This window comes from Bradyrhizobium diversitatis, assembly GCF_016031635.1.
Classification (GTDB): domain Bacteria; phylum Pseudomonadota; class Alphaproteobacteria; order Rhizobiales; family Xanthobacteraceae; genus Bradyrhizobium; species Bradyrhizobium diversitatis.
This window is the reverse complement of sequence record NZ_JACEGD010000002.1, coordinates 193,731-211,669: the sequence shown is the minus strand read 5'-3', so window position 1 is coordinate 211,669 and position 17,939 is coordinate 193,731. Positions and strand designations below refer to the sequence as shown.

13 protein-coding genes are annotated in these 17,939 nt (G+C 64.6%); 4 read left to right on the top strand and 9 right to left on the bottom strand.

Features of this window, described 5'->3' with window-relative positions; genetic code table 11:
• Nucleotides 1–14 precede the first annotated feature (14 nt).
• Both H1B27_RS02425 and H1B27_RS02420 read right to left on the bottom strand, forming a co-directional pair.
• A complete protein-coding gene (locus H1B27_RS02425; protein WP_197964873.1) occupies nucleotides 15–1,916 on the bottom strand; it encodes an extracellular solute-binding protein in 1,902 nt (633 codons plus the stop codon).
• A 212-nt stretch (nucleotides 1,917–2,128) separates the two neighbouring features.
• Nucleotides 2,129–2,683 (bottom strand): c-type cytochrome, encoded by a 555-nt coding sequence (locus tag H1B27_RS02420; protein ID WP_061880996.1) that lies wholly within the window; start codon nucleotides 2,681–2,683, stop codon nucleotides 2,129–2,131.
• A gap of 234 nt (nucleotides 2,684–2,917) precedes the next feature.
• On the opposite strand from H1B27_RS02420, the gene H1B27_RS02415 reads away from it, so the two are divergent.
• On the top strand, nucleotides 2,918–3,658 hold the full coding sequence (locus H1B27_RS02415) for a 3-deoxy-manno-octulosonate cytidylyltransferase (protein WP_197964944.1): 741 nt from the start codon (nucleotides 2,918–2,920) through the stop codon (nucleotides 3,656–3,658).
• A 21-nt stretch (nucleotides 3,659–3,679) separates the two neighbouring features.
• The gene (locus tag H1B27_RS02410; protein ID WP_061880998.1) at nucleotides 3,680–4,537 is read left to right on the top strand and encodes a prephenate dehydratase; all 858 of its coding nucleotides are present in this window, start codon (nucleotides 3,680–3,682) and stop codon (nucleotides 4,535–4,537) included.
• An 87-nt stretch (nucleotides 4,538–4,624) separates the two neighbouring features.
• Here H1B27_RS02410 and H1B27_RS02405 read toward each other — a convergent pair whose 3' ends face one another.
• Nucleotides 4,625–5,641: an LLM class flavin-dependent oxidoreductase gene (locus H1B27_RS02405; protein WP_197964872.1), complete on the bottom strand. Its 1,017-nt coding sequence runs from the start codon at nucleotides 5,639–5,641 to the stop codon at nucleotides 4,625–4,627.
• Between the two features lie 375 nt (nucleotides 5,642–6,016).
• Here H1B27_RS02405 and metF point away from each other — a divergent pair, with 375 nt between their 5' ends.
• Both metF and metH read left to right on the top strand, forming a co-directional pair.
• A complete protein-coding gene (gene metF, locus H1B27_RS02400; protein WP_061881000.1) occupies nucleotides 6,017–6,928 on the top strand; it encodes a methylenetetrahydrofolate reductase [NAD(P)H] in 912 nt (303 codons plus the stop codon).
• A 6-nt stretch (nucleotides 6,929–6,934) separates the two neighbouring features.
• A complete protein-coding gene (metH, locus tag H1B27_RS02395) occupies nucleotides 6,935–10,780 on the top strand; it encodes a methionine synthase (protein ID WP_197964871.1) in 3,846 nt (1,281 codons plus the stop codon).
• 299 nt (nucleotides 10,781–11,079) lie between these two features.
• Here the strand turns inward: metH and H1B27_RS02390 are convergent, their stop codons facing one another.
• The 6 genes from H1B27_RS02390 to pimC all read right to left on the bottom strand — a co-directional run bounded on the left by H1B27_RS02390 (nucleotide 11,080) and on the right by pimC (nucleotide 17,880).
• Nucleotides 11,080–11,709: a glutathione S-transferase family protein gene (locus H1B27_RS02390; protein WP_197964870.1), complete on the bottom strand. Its 630-nt coding sequence runs from the start codon at nucleotides 11,707–11,709 to the stop codon at nucleotides 11,080–11,082.
• A 251-nt stretch (nucleotides 11,710–11,960) separates the two neighbouring features.
• Nucleotides 11,961–12,554 (bottom strand): GNAT family N-acetyltransferase, encoded by a 594-nt coding sequence (locus H1B27_RS02385; RefSeq protein WP_197964869.1) that lies wholly within the window; start codon nucleotides 12,552–12,554, stop codon nucleotides 11,961–11,963.
• Nucleotides 12,555–12,759: 205 nt separating this feature from the next.
• Entirely contained in the window at nucleotides 12,760–14,265 is a 1,506-nt protein-coding gene (gene glpK, locus H1B27_RS02380; RefSeq protein ID WP_197964868.1) for a glycerol kinase GlpK, read from the bottom strand.
• 250 nt (nucleotides 14,266–14,515) lie between these two features.
• Entirely contained in the window at nucleotides 14,516–15,289 is a 774-nt protein-coding gene (locus H1B27_RS02375; protein ID WP_197964867.1) for an SDR family NAD(P)-dependent oxidoreductase, read from the bottom strand.
• Between the two features lie 123 nt (nucleotides 15,290–15,412).
• Nucleotides 15,413–16,555, bottom strand: coding sequence for a pimeloyl-CoA dehydrogenase small subunit (pimD, locus tag H1B27_RS02370; RefSeq protein ID WP_197964866.1), 1,143 nt, complete (start codon nucleotides 16,553–16,555; stop codon nucleotides 15,413–15,415).
• Nucleotides 16,556–16,689: 134 nt separating this feature from the next.
• Entirely contained in the window at nucleotides 16,690–17,880 is a 1,191-nt protein-coding gene (gene pimC, locus H1B27_RS02365) for a pimeloyl-CoA dehydrogenase large subunit (RefSeq protein WP_197964865.1), read from the bottom strand.
• Between the last annotated feature and the right edge of the window lie 59 nt (nucleotides 17,881–17,939).

The window sequence follows — 17,939 nt, the reverse complement described above, 5'->3', positions numbered from 1 at the left end:
GCGGGGAATGTCCTTCACGACTTCTTTGCGATCCGCGCCGCCTTGTCTGCGTCGTACCACCAGATAAACGGGAAACCGGACTGACCATATCTGGGCAATTCCGCCGGCCGGCCGAAGCGGTCCCAGCGCGCGGTGCGCACCTTGTTGTAGGTCCACTGCGGCACGACATAGTGATTCCACAGCAGCACCCGGTCCAGCGCCTTTGTTGCAGCCACCAGGTCGTCGCGATCGGTGGCGTAGATGACCCGTTCGATCAGCTTGTCGATCGCCGGATTCTTGATGCCGCCGATGTTGCGCGACCCGGCAATGTCGGCCGTCTTGGACGACCAGAACTCGCGCTGCTCATTGCCCGGCGACTGCGACTCGCCCCATGAATTGGTGACGACGTCGAAATCCCACTCGCGGGTCCTGTTCTCGTATTGGGTCGGATCGACCGTCCGCACGCTGACGGCAATGCCGAGCCGCTCCAGCGACGGCTTGTAGAACAGCGTGATCCGCTCGAAGCTCGGATCCTGGTTCAACAACTCCAGCGAAAACTGGGTGCCGGTCTTGACGTCGATCAGCTTGCGGTCGCGCACCTCATAACCAGCCTCCTTGAACAGACGCAGCGCCTCGCGAAGATTCTCCCGGACGGCCTCCGGGCTGCCGCCAACCGGATTGCTGTAGGGCGTCGTGAAGACCTCGGGCGGGACCTGGGCACGGACGGTCTCGAGGATCTCGAGCTCCTTGCCCTGCGGCAAGCCGGTCGCCATGAGCTCCTCGATACCGTCGAAATAGCTGCTGATACGCTTGTACTGACCAAAGAAGATCTGCTTGTTCATCTCCTCGAAGTCGAAGGCGAAGTTGAGCGCACGACGCACGCGGGGGTCGCTGAATTTGGCGCGTCGCAGGTTCGGCACGAAGGCCTGCATCACGCCCGAGCTGCGATTGACGAATTCCTCCAGGATCACGCGCTTTTCGCTCACGGCGGGAAAGTCGTAGGCCGTCGCCCAGCTCTTGGCGCTGTTCTCGGTGCGCCAATCGACCTGATCGGCCTTGAAGGCCTCGATCGCGACCGTGGCGTCTCGGAAATATTCGTAGCGTAGCTCGTCGAAATTGTTGCGGCCAACATTGGCGGGGAGGTCGCGGCCCCAATAATCCTTGACGCGCTCCAGCGCGATCGACCGTCCTGCGACGAACTCCTTGACCTTGTAGGGGCCCGAACCGAGCGGCACTTCGAGCGTGGTGGCGGAGACATCGCGCCTGCGGCCCTGCGCGTCCGTCCCCTCCCACCAATGCTTCGGCAAGACCGTAAGCTGTCCCACGATTTGCGGCAATTCGCGATTGCCCGGCGCGTCGAATACGAACTTCACCTCGCGCTCGCCGACCTTCTCGGCCTTCACCACATGGCTGTAGTACGCCGAATACATCGGATGGTGCTTCTTGAAGGAATCGAGCGAGAAGATCACGTCCTCCGGCGTGACGGACTTGCCGTCATGCCATTTCGCCTGCGGCCGCAAGCGGTAGGTGACGAAGGAGAAATCGTCCGGGTGGCTGACCGCTTCCGCCAGCGCGCCGTATTCGGTCGAGACCTCGTCAAGCGAGGGCGTGGTGAGGGATTCGTAGATGAAGGCGACCGCACCGGCGACCTGCCCCTTCACACCCGACACGACGATGTTGAAATTGTCGAAGGTGCCGACCGCGATCTGGCGCGCGATGCCGCCCTTGGGCGCGTCCGGATTGACATAGTCGAAGCGCTTGAAATCGGCGGGGTACTTGATCTTTCCGAACAGGGACAGCGCGTGGCGCCAAGGCAACTCATTGGAAGACTGCGCCTCGGCCGCGCCGACGACGGGAACGCCCGCCACGGAACCGAGGACGGGAAGCGCTGCGGCCGCAGTGCCGGTGAGCAGAAGATCGCGTCGGGTGATGGCCAAATCAACATCCCTGTCTTGAAGGAGGCTACTCCTTTAAGTTCCTAATATAGACGAGGTTTCGACCGAATATGTGTTGCTTTTTCCTCATCTTGGAGGCCGGGCGGCCGATCGGATGCGGCCAAACGCCCCGATAAACTGGCCGCGAGGCCTGGATAAGCAAACGGCCAGGCATTTCAGCCTGGCCGCTCATTCCAAGATGCGTTCCGGCGACCTTATTTGGAGGCCGTCGGCAGCGGCTGCGGATGTTCCGACAGCGAGTTCAGATAGGCAATGACGTCGGCGCGCTCGGAATCCTTCTGGATGCCGGCGAAGCCCATCGCGGTGCCGGGAATGAAGCCCTTTGGATTGGCGATGAATTTGTTGAGATCGTCGAACGTCCAGTCGCCACCCTTGGCCTTCATGGCGGCCGAGAAGTTGAAGCCACCACGGCCCTGGCCCTTTGGCTCACCGACGACGCCATAGAGGTTTGGACCGACCCGATTCGGGCCGCCCTTCTCGAACGTATGGCAGGCGCCGCACTTCTTGGCGGCCGCCGCGCCCTTCTCGACGGAGGCAGTCTGGAGCAGCTTCTCGATCGGCTCGGACGGTGCGGCCGCAGCGGCGCCTTCCTTGCCATGGCCGGCATCTTCCTTCACCGCAATTTCGAAGCCCGGCTTTTCCGGCATCTTGGGGGAGAACAGCGCACTCGCGGTGAAGCTCGTCACCAGCAGAAAGAGGCAGGTGCCGAGCACGGCACCGAGAATCTTGTTGAGTTCGAAAGAGTCCATTTCCGGCCAGGCCCCACCGCAAGAAGGAAACAGCGGCCGAAGCGGCCGCCAGGACGAGCCTCGGGAGAATCAAAACATTCCTTATTGTTTCCCCGAGTTTTGCCATTGAGATATCGGTTTGCCCGGGGTCTGGCAACCCGTATAAGCGAGCCGGCTTTCAGCCCGTCCCCACTCCATTTCCCGGCGCGGAAAACGCCCCGTTTCCAGGCTCTTGACCCCAGACCTTTGAACCCAATGATCGATCCTCGCATCCTGGTGCTGATCCCGGCCCGCATGGCCGCCACTCGCCTGCCGGGCAAGCCGCTCGCCGATATCGCGGGATTGCCGATGATCGTGCATGTGCTGCGCCGGGCCGAAGCCGCTGCAATCGGCCGGGTCGCGGTGGCCACCGACACCGATGAGATCGCCTCCGTGGTGACTGCCCATGGCGGCGAGGCGGTGATGACCCGCTCCGACCACCCTTCCGGCTCGGACCGCATCCACGAAGCCATGCAGAAGCTCGATCCAGACGGCAAGGCCGAGATCGTGGTCAATGTCCAGGGGGATTTTCCGACCATTACGATCGACAACATCCGCGAGGTGCTGCCGCCGCTGCAAGACCCGGCCGTGGACATTGCGACGCTCGCCTCGCAGATCCACACCGAGGAAGAGGATCTTGCCCCAAGCGTGGTGAAGGCGATCGGAACCTCGGTTGGCGGCAGGCGGATGCGTGCACTTTATTTCACCCGCGCGACCGCCCCGACCGGCGACGGACCACGTTACCACCATATCGGCCTCTATGCCTTTCGCCGCGCCGCGCTGGAGCGCTACGTCTCGCTTCCGCCGTCTCCGCTGGAATTGCAGGAGAAGCTCGAGCAGCTCCGGGCGCTTGAGGCCGGAATGCGCATCGATTTCACCATCGTCGATACCGTGCCCCGCGGGGTCGATACGCCGGCGGACCTCGAAACTGCGCGCAGCATCCTTTCCAAATCCTGAGCCGCTGTTACAAGGCCGATCATGAGCAAGATGAAGATCGCATTCCAGGGCGAACCCGGCGCAAATTCCCACATCGCCATCGTCGAGGCCTATCCCGAGGCGGAACCGATGCCCTGCGCCACCTTCGAGGATGCGCTGTCGGCGATCTCGTCGGGCGAAGCCGAGCTCGGCATGATCCCGATCGAGAACTCGGTCGCCGGCCGCGTCGCCGACATCCATCATTTGCTGCCGGCGTCGGGCCTCTTCATCATCGGCGAATGGTTCTTGCCGGTCCGGCACCAGCTGATGGCGGTGAAGGGGACCAGGCTCGAAGACATCAAGAGCGTCGAGAGCCATGTCCATGCGCTCGGCCAGTGCCGGCGCATTATCCGCAAGCTGGGCATCAAGCCGATCGTGCACGCCGACACCGCCGGCAGCGCCCGCGACATCTCCGAGCGCAAGGACAAGACCGTGGCCGCGATCGCCTCGCGTCTCGCCGCAAAGATCTACGGCCTCGACATTCTCGCCGAGGACATCGAGGACGAGGCCCACAACACCACGCGCTTCGTGGTGCTGGCACGCGAGCCGAAATGGGCGCCCCAAGGCGCGGGCCCGCTGGTCACCACTTTTGTGTTCCGGGTGCGCAATTTGCCGGCCGCGCTCTACAAGGCGCTCGGCGGCTTTGCGACCAACGGCGTCAACATGACCAAGCTCGAGAGCTACATGGTCGACGGCAACTTCTTCGCCACCCAGTTTTATGCCGACGTCGACGGCCACCCCGATGACAAGGGCCTCGCCTTCGCGATCGAGGAGCTGAAATTCTTCTCGCGCGAATTCCGCATCGTCGGCGTGTATCCGGGACACCCGTTCCGCGCGACGTTCAGCGAGACGCAGGACTGATAGCGTCGTTCCGGGGCGCGCGTAGCGCGAACCCGGAACCTCGAGATTCCGGGTTCGATGCGATGCATCGCCCCGGAATGACGGTAACTATTCCGCCTGCTTCACCAGTCCGAACGCCTCCGCCAGCAGCGAATACGATTTCTTGCGCGCCTCGTGGTCGTACACGGCGGTGATCACCATCAGCTCGTCCGGCTTGCTGGCGTAGATCAGCGGCTGAAGCTTCTTCTGCACCGTCGCGGGACCGCCGACGAATAGGCGCGAGCGGTTGCGCAGGATCGAGGTGCGCTCGGCGTCCGTATATGGATAGGCGATCGCCTCCTCGACGCTCGGCAACGGCAGATATTGACCGCGATCACGGCGCAGCCGGTTGAGGTCGAAGGACGAGGCGAGCCTCTCCGCCTCCTCGTCGGTATCAGCCGCAATGACGGCAACCGCGAGAATGGCATGCGGACTCGCACGCCAGGCCGAGGGCTGAAAACGATTGCGGTAATGGACCATCGCATCGATCGCGTCGTGGGTGGCGAAATGGTGGGCGAAGGCGAAGCCCATGCCGACTTGCGCGGCCAGTTCCGAGGAATAATCGCCGGAGCCGAGCAGCCAGATCGGCGGCAACCTGGTGTCGTCGGGCATCGCGACCACGTTGTTGTAGGGGTGTCCCGCAGGAAATTCGCGGGTCTCCCACAGAATCAGCTCGTGCAGGCGCTCCAGGAAATCGTCGCCCTCGCGCCGATCGAGCCGGCTGCGCAGCGCGTAGGCCGTCGCACCATCGGTGCCCGGCGCGCGACCGAGGCCGAGATCGATCCGGCCGGGAAACAGCGCCTCCAGCATCTTGAAGCGCTCGGCCACCACCAGCGGCGCGTGGTTGGGCAGCATCACGCCGCCGGACCCGACGCGGATGTGCTTCGTCACCGCTGCGATCTGCCCGATCATGACGTCGGGCGCGGGACTCGCGACGGAAGCGAGGTTGTGATGCTCGGCGAGCCAGTAGCGGAGATAGCCGAGCCCGTCGACATGGCGCGCCAGATCGATGCTGTTGCGCAGCGCCGCGGCGGGCTTGGTGCCTGTCGTAACGACAGAGAGGTCGAGGACTGAGAGCGGGATCATGGCGCATTAACCTAACGAAGGACCGTGCGGCGGCAATGGCAGGCTGCGCAGGTCAGAGGGTACGGAGGGGCGGGTCGCGGACGATTCCCGGTTGGGACAAATTACCTTCGCAACACAACAACCTCATCATGCCCACCAGCCGCATTGACATTTTGAAAAGCACCTGAATCAAATAAATCTACTATAATACAATATGTTATAGCAATTGACCCGCCTTCCCACGACAAAGGCCATTGAGCATAAAATTTCAGAGTATTCGGGCATTGGTGGGCCATTTCCCATCATCGATGGGCTGTCGGCCAAACTGCCTTTGCCTTATCTTTGGCCCTCCCAAGCTAGACCCCGCGGCCGGCGGAAATTGGAGCGAGCGGTGCCATGACTGACGTGACGACCCCTGCGACCGCCGACGGGCACCTGAAGCGGCCTGCGATCTCGTTCGAGTTCTTTCCGCCCAAGACCGAGGAGATGGAGCGCAATCTCTGGGACACCATCAAGCGGCTCGCCCCGCTCGAGCCGAAATTCGTCTCGGTGACCTATGGCGCCGGCGGTTCGACCCGCGAGCGCACCCATTCGACCATCGCGCGAATCCTGAAGGAGACCGCGCTGCTGCCCGCCGCGCATCTGACCTGCGTCGGCGCCTCGCGCGGCGAGATCGACGAGATCGTCGACCGCTATCACGAAGTCGGCGTCCGCCATATCGTGGCCTTGCGCGGCGATCCCGTCGGCGGCATCGGCACGCCCTATTCAAGCCATCCCGAGGGTTATCAGAGCTCGGCCGACCTCGTCGCGGGAATCAAGAAGCGGCACGGCGACATCGAAGTGAGCGTGTCGGCCTATCCCGAGAAGCACCCCGAGGCGCGCGATTTCGACGCCGACATCGACACGCTCAAGGCCAAGGTCGATGCCGGGGCGACGCGCGCGATCACCCAGGTGTTTTTCGATAACGACCTCTACTTCCGCTATCGCGACCGCGTCCGCGCCCGCGGCATCGACATCCCGATCGTGCCGGGCATCATGCCGATGCACAATTTCAAGCAGGCGCGCAATTTCGTGACCCGTGCCGGCACCACGGTGCCGGACTGGTTCGCCGCGAAATTCGACGGCCTCGATGACGATGCCGAGACACGCAAGCTGGTGGCCGCGACCGTCGCGGCCGGCCAGGTGCAGAAGCTCGCCAAGCACGGCGTCGACACGTTCCACTTCTACACCATGAACCGCGCCGATCTCGTATTCGCGATCAGCCATTTGCTCGGCATTCGCGCCAAGAGCGTGCAGAAGGCTGCGTAAGAGAAAATGACCGTACCCACTTCGCCCAAGCGAACCGCCCTCCTCAACGCCGCACGCGAGCGCATTCTCGTGCTCGACGGCGCCATGGGCACGATGATCCAGAACCTCCAGCTCGACGAAGCCGCCTTCCGCGGCGAGCGCTTCAGGAGCTTTCATCGCGACCTGCGCGGCAACAACGACCTCTTGATCCTGACCCAGCCGCAGGCGATCGAGGACATCCACGCCGCCTATTTGCGCGCCGGCGCCGACATCGTCGCGACCAACACCTTCTCCACGACCTCGATCGCGCAGGCCGATTACGACCTCACCGACATTGTCCACGAGATGGCGCGCGAAGGCGCCCGTCTCGCCGGCAATGCCGCACGGCGCGTGGAGGCGGAAGACGGCAAGCCGCGCTTCGTCGCCGGTGCCATCGGTCCCACCAACCGCACCGCCTCGATCTCGCCCGACGTTTCCAATCCCGGCTACCGCGCGGTCACCTTCGACGATCTGCGCAAGTCGTACGGCGAACAGATCCGCGGGCTGATCGACGGCGGCGTCGATCTGCTGCTGGTCGAGACCATCTTCGACACCCTCAACGCCAAGGCGGCGCTCTATGCGATCGCCGAGATCACCGAAGCACTCGGCATCGACGTGCCCGTGATGGTGTCGGGCACCATCACGGATAAGTCCGGCCGCCTGCTCTCGGGCCAGATGCCGGAAGCGTTCTGGAATTCGGTGCGGCACGCAAAACCCATCACCATCGGCTTCAACTGCGCGCTCGGCGCCGAGGACCTGCGCGCGCATATTGCCGATATCGGCCGCGTCGCCGATACGCTCGTCTGCGCCTATCCCAATGCCGGCCTGCCCAACGAGTTCGGCCAATATGACGAGACGCCGGAATACATGGCGCGCCTGATCGGCGAGTTCGCCCGCGACGGCCTCGTCAACATCGTCGGCGGCTGCTGCGGCACCACGCCGGACCATATCGCGGCGATCGCAGCCAGCGTCGCCCCTCACAAGCCGCGCATCGTGCCGGAGATCGAACCTCGCCTCCGGCTCTCCGGCCTCGAGCCGTTCATGCTGACCGACGCAATCCCGTTCGTGAATGTCGGCGAGCGCACCAACGTCACGGGATCGGCCCGCTTCCGCAAGCTGATCACCGCCGGCGACTACACCGCCGCGCTGCAGGTCGCGCGCGACCAGGTCGAGAACGGGGCTCAGATCATCGACGTCAACATGGACGAGGGCCTGCTCGACTCCGAAGCCGCGATGGTGACCTTCCTCAATCTCGTCGCCGCCGAGCCCGACATCGCCCGTGTCCCCGTCATGGTCGATTCCTCGAAATTCTCGGTGATCGAGGCCGGCCTGAAATGCGTGCAGGGCAAGCCGGTCGTCAACTCGATCTCGATGAAGGAGGGCGAGGAGAAATTCATTCACGAGGCGCAGATCGCGCGCCGCCACGGCGCGGCCGTGGTGGTGATGGCGTTCGACGAGGCCGGCCAGGCCGACACGTTCGCGCGCAAGACCGAGATCTGCAAGCGCGCCTACGACATCCTGGTGAACCGGGTCGGCTTCCCGCCGGAAGACATCATCTTCGATCCCAACATTTTCGCGATCGCGACCGGCATCGAGGAGCACAACAATTACGGCGTCGACTTCATCGAGGCGACGCGCTGGATCCGGCAGAACCTGCCCGGCGCACATATCTCGGGCGGCGTCTCGAATCTCTCGTTCTCGTTCCGCGGCAACGAGCCGGTGCGCGAGGCCATGCACTCGGTGTTCCTGTATCACGCCATCAAGGCCGGCATGGACATGGGCATCGTCAATGCCGGACAGATGATCGTCTACGACGACATCGATCCGGAGCTGCGCCAGACCTGCGAGGACGTCGTCCTCAACCGCGATCCCGGCGCGGCCGAGCGCCTCTTGGCCCTGGCGGAGAAATTCCGCGGCAAGAAGACGGAAAGCAGGGAAGCCGATCTCGCCTGGCGCGAATGGCCGGTAGAGAAGCGGCTGTCGCATTCGCTGGTGCACGGCATCACGGAGTTCATCGAGCAGGACACGGAAGAAGCCCGCAAGACATCGTCGCGCCCGCTCGACGTGATCGAGGGGCCGCTGATGGCCGGCATGAACGTGGTCGGCGACCTCTTCGGCGACGGCAAGATGTTCCTGCCGCAGGTGGTGAAGTCCGCGCGCGTGATGAAGCAGGCGGTTGCCTATCTCATGCCCTTCATGGAGGAAGAGAAGGCACGCAACCTCGCCAACGGCATCGGCACGGAGGGCTCCTCATCCGCCGGCAAGATCGTGCTCGCAACCGTCAAGGGCGACGTCCACGACATCGGCAAGAACATCGTCGGCATCGTGCTCCAGTGCAACAATTTCGAGGTCATCGATCTCGGCGTGATGGTGCCTGCGGCCAAGATCGTCGAGACCGTGAAGGCGGAGAAGGCCGACATCGTCGGGTTGTCGGGCCTGATCACGCCCTCGCTCGACGAGATGGCGTTCTTCGCCGGCGAATTGCAGCGGGAAGGCCTGAAGCTGCCGCTGCTGATCGGCGGCGCCACGACCAGCCGCGTGCATACGGCCGTCAAGATCGACCCGAGCTATCGCGCCGGTCCCGTCGTGCACGTCAACGACGCCAGCCGCGCGGTCGGCGTCGCGTCCTCGCTGCTCTCGCCGGAGAAGCGCGAGGCCTACGCCGCCGAGGTGCGGGCCGAATACGCCAGGATCTCGGAAGCGCATCTGCGGGCACAGGCGGACAAGAAGCGCCTGAAGCTGACTGACGCCCGTGCCAACCGCGTGCCGGTCGACTTTGCCAAGAGCAAGCCGGTGAAGCCGACCTTCCTCGGCATTCGCAGCTTCGACGACTACGACCTCGCCGAGCTCGTGCCCTACATCGACTGGACGCCGTTCTTCCAGACCTGGGAGCTCGCCGGACGCTTCCCCGCCATCCTCGACGATGCCAAGGTCGGCGAGGTCGCGCGATCGCTCTATGACGACGCGCGCAAGATGCTCGACACCATCGTGAAGGAGAAATGGTTCCGGGCCCGTGCGACGATCGGATTCTGGCCGGCGAATGCGCTAGGCGACGACATCGTGCTCTATTCCGACGAGAGCCGGACCAGGCCAATCGCGACGCTGCACACGCTGCGCCAGCAGCTCGAGAAGCGCGAGGGCCGCTTCAACGCGGCGCTCGCCGACTTCATCGCGCCCGCCGGCGTACCCGACTACATCGGCGGCTTCGTCGTCACCGCCGGCATCGGCGAAGACGCGGTCGCCGACCGCTTCAGAAGCGCCAACGACGACTACTCCTCGATCCTGTGCAAGGCGCTGGCCGACCGCCTCGCCGAAGCCTTCGCCGAACGCATGCATACCCGGGTGCGCCGCGAGTTCTGGGCCTATGCACCAGACGAGGCGCTCACCAGCGAGGAGCTGATCCTGGAGAAGTACTCTGGGATTCGTCCCGCGCCGGGCTATCCCGCCCAGCCCGATCACACCGAGAAGGCGACGCTGTTCGAATTGCTCGATGCCGAGGCGACGGCCGGCGTGAAGCTGACCGAGAGCTTTGCGATGTGGCCGGGCTCTTCGGTCTCAGGGCTCTATTTCGCAAACCCCGAGAGCTACTATTTCGGCGTCGGCAAGATCGAGCGCGACCAGGTCGAGGACTACGCCGCGCGCAAGGGCATGACGGTGGCGGAGACCGAACGCTGGCTCGCGCCAGTGCTGAACTACATCCCGTCGCAGCAGGACAAGTCCTTCGCGGCAAAGCCGGCGAACGACGAGATGCCGAAAGACCTCGCCTCGCATCCGCCGGGCTGCACCTGCGCGGTGCACCTCGTCTGGCAGAAGAAGCGCGCGGGCGCGGGCTAGGCGCGCCTGCAAAACAAAAACTGCGAAAACAACCCCATGCACAGTAGCGATGGGGTTGAAAAGGCTGGGTGATTTCGGTCTTGCCGAAAAGCGCGTTGCGACGTCGGGCAAAACAGGGGTATCATGGCATCATCGGGTGCTGTGGCCCCTGGCGGATAGGTGCCGCCCTCACCTTGCTCTCGGTCTCGTGCCCCGGACGCTGCGCAGCACGAAGTGATGCGCTGCAGAGCCGGGGCCCACGTCTCCCAGCAATCCGTGCCGCCTGGGTCCCGGCTCTGCGGCCGGGACACGAGAGCGCCTCACCCCTTCGGCGGCGCCAGCGGCTGCACGATCTCCTTGAACGGGGCCAAGGCCTCGCAGCGCTCGGCATGTGCCGCCAGCGCGGGATAGCGCGAGGCGTCGAACAGCTGCGGATGTGCCTCGCGGGTGAAGCGGACGACGCAGGCGACCGCGACGTCGGCATGGCCGATGCGGTCGCCCAGCCAGTACGGCGTCGTCACCTTGGCGCGCTCGGCCTCGAGCACCTTCAGGACATCGCCGATCTGCGCCTGGCAGCGCTCGACCCAGAGCGCAAGCTGCTCCTTCCGCAGCACGCGCTCGTAGAGCAGGCTCACCGCCTTGTCGCCGAGGCCGGAGGCGAGCGCGCAGATGCGTAAATGCCTGCGCCGCTCGGCACCGCCGCGCGGCAGCATCGCCTTCCCCTCGCCGACCAGCTCGTCGAGATAGTCGAGGATGATCGTGCTCTCGATCAGCGCCTCGCCGTCGTCCAGCACCAGGGTCGGCACGCGGCGCAGCGGATTGTACGGCGCGATCTTGTCGGCATCGCCGAAGGTCGACCACGGCTTGTGCTCGAAGGCGAGCCCGTAGAGCCGGAGCGCAATCGCGACGCGGCGGACGAAGGGGGAATCATATTGGCCGATCAGGAACATGGTTCTCGCTCTTGTCAGTTTTTGAACACGGCATGGCCGATCAGTTCATCGTCAATGCGAAGGTGCCGCAACAACTATCTCGGAACAAGAGCATTGCGCATGACGCAACAAAGCGGGATCAAATGGACAACCGGCCGGGGCTCTCGTCAGCGCTTCCCCCGGGATATCGCTGCTCTCATCCGAGCTACAGCCTGCTGGATTGCTTCGTCGCAAGTGCTCCTCGCAATGACGTTGGGGACGCAGCCGTGCACTTACTCGATGATCGTCACATGCGGCGCTGCATCGCGCGGCGCGGTGCCATCCAGGCGCGGGTCGTCGGCGATCTCGATCTGGCGGCGGAACGCGCGGAAGCCGGAACGCTGGTAGAAGGCGACGGCGGAGGGATGATCGAAGGTGCAGGTGTGGACCCAGACGCGGCGGACATCGCGTGACCAGGCGCGCTCCAGCGCGCGGTTCATCAGGAAGCGGGCGGCGCCGGTGCCGATCAAGGGCGCGGTGACGCCGAAATAGACCAGCTCGCATTGGCCGGGCTCGCGGAAATCCAGCTCGAGCAGGCCTTCGTCGCGGCCGTCGGCGACCAAGGCATAGATCTCGATTCCCGGCGCGTGGATGATTGCGGCGAGCTCTGCATCGCTCATGCGGGCGCGCGAGAACCACAGCCAGTCCTCGCCGACGCGGCGGAAGAGATCGCGGTACCAATCGAGCTCGGGGGCATCGACCTTGCGCAGGGTCCAGGCGCCTGGCGGATCGGCGCGGCGTGTCGGCGGCGCGGTCATCTCCAGATGGGTGACGACGGCGGCGATCTTGCCGGCCGGGACGTCGGAATAGCCGTCGGGGAGGATCATGGTTGTTGCTTCACTTGGGAACAGCTAGCGTGTGGCGTCGTTTTGAGGAAAGACAGCAGCACCGCACTCCGTCATTGCGAGCGCAGCGAAGCAATCCAGAATCTTTCCGCAGAGGCAGTCTGGATTGCTTCGTCGCAAGAGCTCCTCGCAATGACGACGTGGAGGCAGTGAGCGCGCCTCGCGGCATCGAGCTGCGAGGCTGTGCCTACCCCTCCCCCTCGTCGCTCGCCAGCACGCCCTTCACCGCCCTTGCCCACCCCGCGAGCTTCCGCTCGCGCGTGGCCTGGCTCATGTTCGGCTTGAAGCGGTGTTCGAGGCGCCAATTGTCGGCGAATTTGGTCGGCTCGGGATAGACGCCCGCATTGAGTCCGGCGAAGTAGGCGGCGCCCAGCGCCGTGGTCTCCTGGATCACGGGGCGGTCGACCGGTGCGTCGAGCAGATCGGCGAGGCGCTGCATGGTCCAGTCGGAGGCGGTCATGCCGCCGTCGACGCGGAGCACGACGCTGGCGGTTTCCGAGCTCGGCCAGTCCGCGCGCATCGCGGCCCAGAGGTCGAAGGTCTGGTAGCAGACGCTTTCCAGCGCGGCGTGGGCGAGCTCGGCCGGGCCGGTGTTGCGGGTGAGGCCGAACAGCGCGCCGCGCACGCGCGGATTCCAGTAGGGCGCGCCCATGCCGACGAAGGCGGGGACGAGATAGACGCTCTGCATGGAGTCGGACTGGTCGGCGAGAGGTCCGGTCTCGGCGGCGTGCTTGATGATCCCTAGGCCGTCGCGCAGCCATTGCACGGCCGAGCCTGCGACGAAGATCGAACCTTCCAGCGCATAGGTGCGTTTGCCGTCGAGCTGATAGGCGATGGTGGTGAGCAGCTTGTTCTTGGAGACGACCGGCGTGGTGCCGGTGTTGAGCAAGGCAAAGCAGCCGGTGCCGTAGGTGGACTTCATCATGCCCGGGCGGAAGCAGGCCTGGCCGATGGTCGCGGCCTGCTGGTCGCCGGCGATACCGGAGATGGCGATGGCGCCGCCGAACAGGTCCGGCGTGCTCTCGCCGAAGCGGGCGGAGGAATCCTTCACCTCGGGCAGCATCGAGCGCGGCACGCCGATGATCTCCAGCAGCTCGTCGTCCCACTGTCCCGTGTGGATGTTGAACAGCAGCGTACGCGAGGCGTTGGTGGCGTCGGTGGCGTGCACCTTGCCGCCGGTGAGCCGCCAGAGCAGATAGCAATCGACGGTGCCGAACATCAATTCGCCGCGCGCGGCGCGGGCGCGGGCGCCCGGGACGTGGTCGAGGATCCAGGCGACTTTCGTTCCGGAGAAATAGGGATCGATGATCAGGCCGGTCTTCTCAGAGATCACGGGCTCGCGGCCGTCGGCTTTCAGTTTGGCGCAGATGTCGGCGGTGCGGCGGTCCTGCCAGACGATGGCGCGGTGCACGGCCTGGCCGGTGGCGCGGTCCCACACCACGGTGGTCTCGCGCTGGTTGGTGATGCCGATCGCGGCGATGTCCTTGGCGCTGATGCCGGCGTGCTCGATCGCCTCGCGGCAGACCATCACGGTCGAGGTCCAGATGTCCTCGGGCTCGTGCTCGACCCAGCCCGAGGCCGGAAAGTGCTGCGGAAACTCGGCTTGCGCTTTGGCGGCGATGGATATATCGCCGCGAAACACGATGGCGCGCGATGAGGTGGTGCCCTGGTCGATGGCGAGGACGAAAGACATGGCGGCTTACCTCGGCGTTTCCCTGGTAGGGGATCGTTTTGTGATGCCAAAGGGAGCGGATTAGGGCGGGAAGGTCAATACCAGCGGCGCCGTCTTGTTCACCTCGCCCCGCTTGCGGGGAGAGGTCGGAATTCGCGCAAAGCGCGGATTCCGGGTGAGGGGGTACAGGTACCTCGACGATATCACGCGTGGAGAGAAGCCCCTCACCCCAACCCTCTCCCCGCAAGAGCGGGGCGAGGGAGTCAACCGGCTACACCGCCGCCGTCGTGACGCCGCCGTCGATGACGATGGTCTGGCCGGTCATGAAGCTCGATGCGTCGGAGGCGAGGTAGGCGACCGCGCCGGCGATTTCGTCGGGTTCGCCGATGCGGCGCAGCGGCGTGGTGGCGGTGCGGCGCTTGAGGTTGGCTTCGTCTTCCCATAGCGCGCGGGCGAAGTCGGTCTTGACGAGGCCGGGGGCGATGCAGTTGACGCGGACACCCTTCGGGCCCCACTCGCCGGCGAGTGAGCGGCACAGCGCGAAATCGGCGGCCTTGGAGATGCCGTAGGCGCCGATCACGGTGGAGCCGCGCAGGCCGCCGATCGAGGAGATGATGATCACGGAGCCGTTGCCGCGCTCCGCCATCTGCGGAATCGCGAGCGCGGAGAGCCAGATGTTGCTCTTGACGTTGGAGCCCATGATCTTGTCGAAGGCTTCATCGGTGATGTCGAGCAGCGGGCCGTAGTAGGGATTGACCGCGGCGTTGCAGACGAGGATGTCGATCTTGCCGTAGTGCTTCGTCGCACCCGCGATCAGTGCCTCGACCTCGGCCTTCCGCGCGATGTTGCAGGGGATGACGGTGGCCTCGCCGCCGGCCGCATTGATGCCGTCGGCGACTTCCTTGCAGGCGTCCGCCTTGCGCGAGGAGACCACGACCCTGGCGCCGAGTTTCGCCAGCAGTTCGGCGGAGGAGCGGCCGATGCCGCGGCTGGAGCCGGTGACCACGGCGACCTTGCCGGTGAGATCGAACGGGGTGTTTTTCATTTTTGGTGCCTCGTTGCTTCAACAACCTCCGTCATTGCGAGGAGCGAAGCGACGAAGCAATCCAGAGATGTCCCAGCGGAAAGACCCTGGATTGCTTCGCTTCGCTCGCAATGACGGCAAGCGTCAGATCAACCCGCCCGCATCGGCGACGCGGCGCTGGTGGTAGTCGGTGTCGCCGAACGTGTTCTCGATCATGGTGAGGCGCTTGAAGTAGTGGCCGATCTTCGCCTCCATGGTCATGCCGATGCCGCCGTGGAGCTGGATCGACTGCTGGCCGACGAATTTCAGCGACTTGCCGATCTGCACCTTGGCCGCGGCGATCGCATTCGTGCGCTCCTTGGCGTCCTCGAAATCACCGGCCATGGTCGCGAACATCGACATCGAGCGCGCCTGCTCGGCCGCGACGAACATGTCGGAGGCGCGGTGCTGCAGCGACTGGAACGAGCCGATGGCGACGCCGAACTGTTTTCGCGTCTTGATGTACTCGACCGTGGTCTTGAGCGATTCGTCCATCAGGCCGACCGCCTCGGCGCAGAGCGCGACGCGGGCTTCGTCCACCACGCGCTCGATCAGCGCGAGCGAATCCTCGGGGTTGCCGAGCACGGCATCGGCACCGACCTCGACAGCGGTGAAGGTGACGTCGGCGGCGTGCAGGCCGTCCTGGGTCGGATAGCCCTTCCTGGCGACGCCCTTGGCATTCGCTGGAACCAGGAACACGCCGATGCCGGTCTTGTCACGGCGACCGCCCCTGGTGCGTGCGGTGACGATCAACGTGTCGGCGCTCTCGCCGTTGAGCACGACGAACTTCTCGCCGTCGATCACGTAGGCGTCGCCCTTCTTCTTCGCGGTGGTCGAGACGTCGAACAGATCGTAGCGCGAGTTCTTCTCGAGCTGGGCGAAGGCGAGCGTCTTGCTGCCGTCGATGATGGCAGGCACGTGCGCGGCCTTCTGCGCATCAGTGCCGGCATGGCGCAGGAAGCCGCCGCCGATCACGACCGTTGCGAGATAGGGCTCGAGCACCAGCGCCTTGCCGAGCGCTTCCATCACGATCATGGTCTCGACGCCGCCGCCGCCGAAGCCGCCATCGGCCTCCGCGAAGGGCAGGCCGAGCAGGCCCTGCTCGGCGAGCTTGAGCCAGACCGCTTTGCTCCAGCCGCCCTTCTCCTTCATGTACTTCTTGCGCTGCTCGAAATCGTAGGAATCGGTCAGCAGGCCGTCGATGCTTTCCTTGAGAAGCCGCTGCTCCTCGGACAGATCAAAATCCATTTTATTCGTTCCTCGTACCCGAAATTATCTGGCTTCGTCATCCCGGGGCGCGCGCAGCGCGAGCCCGGGATCCATACTCCCGATCGTGGTTATGGATTCCGGGCTCGCGACTACGTCGCGCCCCGGAATGACGCCTAGAGCCCCAGCACCGCCTTGGCGATGATGTTGCGCTGGATCTCGTTGGAGCCGCCGTAGATCGAGACCTTGCGGTTGTTGAAGTAGCTCGGCGCGATCTGGGCGGTCCAGTCCATGGCTTCGTTCGAGCCGTCGTCGCCGTGCTCGTCGTAGGGCGCGGCGAACGGGCCGATCACTTCCATGAGCAGCTCGGTGGTGGTCTGCTGGATCTCGGAGCCCTTGATCTTCAGCACCGAGGACGCCGGGTTGGGCTTGCCCTTGCCGTGCTTGCCTTCGTCGGCGACGACGCGGAGCTGCGTGAGCTCGAGCGCTTTCAGCTCGATCTCGCAAGCGGTGAGCTTCTCGCGGAACGCCGCGTCCTGGATGATCGGCTTGCCGCCGGATTCGACCTTGGACGCCAGATCCTTGATGCGGCGGATGCGCTCCTTGGAGACGCCGACGCGGGCGATGCCGGTGCGCTCGTTGCCGAGCAGGAATTTCGCGTAATCCCAGCCCTTGTTCTCCTCGCCGATCAGGTTCTCGATCGGAACTTCGACGTCGTCGAAGAACACTTCGTTGACCTCGTGGCCGCCGTCGATGGTCTGGATCGGGCGCACGGTGACGCCCTTCGACTTCATCGAGAACACGATGAAGGAGATGCCCATCTGCTTCTTGGCGTTGTTGTCGGTGCGGCAGAGGCAGAAGATCATGTCGGCGTGCTGGGCGAGCGTGGTCCAGGTCTTCTGGCCGTTGATGATCCACTTGTCGCCGCGGCGCTCGGCCTTGGTCTTGAGCGAGGCGAGGTCGGAGCCGGAGCCGGGCTCGGAGAAGCCCTGGCACCACCAATCGTCGACATTGGCGATGCGCGGCAGGTACTTCTTCTTCTGCTCCTCGTTGCCGAAGGTGTAGATGACCGGACCGACCATGCTGACGCCGAAGGCGAGCGGCTGCGGCGCCGGGTGAGCCTGAAGCTCCTCGTTGAAGATGTAGTGCTGCACGGCGGTCCATCCCGTGCCGCCATATTCCTTCGGCCAGTGGCTGACGCCCCAGCCCTTCTTGTTGAGGATGCGCCACCAATTCACCATCTCGTCCTTCGAGAGGTGGCGGCCTTCGACCATCTTGCGCCGCGTATCCGGCGGCACGTTGTCGCGGAAGAACGACCGCACTTCCTCGCGAAACGCCTGCTCTTCCCTAGTGAATGCGAGATCCATCGGATCCTCCTGTGAGCGATTTATTCTTGACCAGTTCCGCCGTCATTCCGGGATGCGCC

Bases quoted from the DNA above. Each gene is read 5' to 3' on its own strand.
- H1B27_RS02420 (WP_061880996.1), bottom strand. From the start codon at position 2,683: ATGGACTCTTTCGAACTCAACAAGATTCTCGGTGCCGTGCTCGGCACC.
- H1B27_RS02415 (WP_197964944.1), top strand. From the start codon at position 2,918: ATGATCGATCCTCGCATCCTGGTGCTGATCCCGGCCCGCATGGCCGCC.
- H1B27_RS02410 (WP_061880998.1), top strand. From the start codon at position 3,680: ATGAGCAAGATGAAGATCGCATTCCAGGGCGAACCCGGCGCAAATTCC.
- H1B27_RS02405 (WP_197964872.1), bottom strand. From the start codon at position 5,641: ATGATCCCGCTCTCAGTCCTCGACCTCTCTGTCGTTACGACAGGCACC.
- metF (WP_061881000.1), top strand. From the start codon at position 6,017: ATGACTGACGTGACGACCCCTGCGACCGCCGACGGGCACCTGAAGCGG.
- metH (WP_197964871.1), top strand. From the start codon at position 6,935: ATGACCGTACCCACTTCGCCCAAGCGAACCGCCCTCCTCAACGCCGCA.
- H1B27_RS02390 (WP_197964870.1), bottom strand. From the start codon at position 11,709: ATGTTCCTGATCGGCCAATATGATTCCCCCTTCGTCCGCCGCGTCGCG.
- H1B27_RS02385 (WP_197964869.1), bottom strand. From the start codon at position 12,554: ATGATCCTCCCCGACGGCTATTCCGACGTCCCGGCCGGCAAGATCGCC.
- glpK (WP_197964868.1), bottom strand. From the start codon at position 14,265: ATGTCTTTCGTCCTCGCCATCGACCAGGGCACCACCTCATCGCGCGCC.
- H1B27_RS02375 (WP_197964867.1), bottom strand. From the start codon at position 15,289: ATGAAAAACACCCCGTTCGATCTCACCGGCAAGGTCGCCGTGGTCACC.
- pimD (WP_197964866.1), bottom strand. From the start codon at position 16,555: ATGGATTTTGATCTGTCCGAGGAGCAGCGGCTTCTCAAGGAAAGCATC.
- pimC (WP_197964865.1), bottom strand. From the start codon at position 17,880: ATGGATCTCGCATTCACTAGGGAAGAGCAGGCGTTTCGCGAGGAAGTG.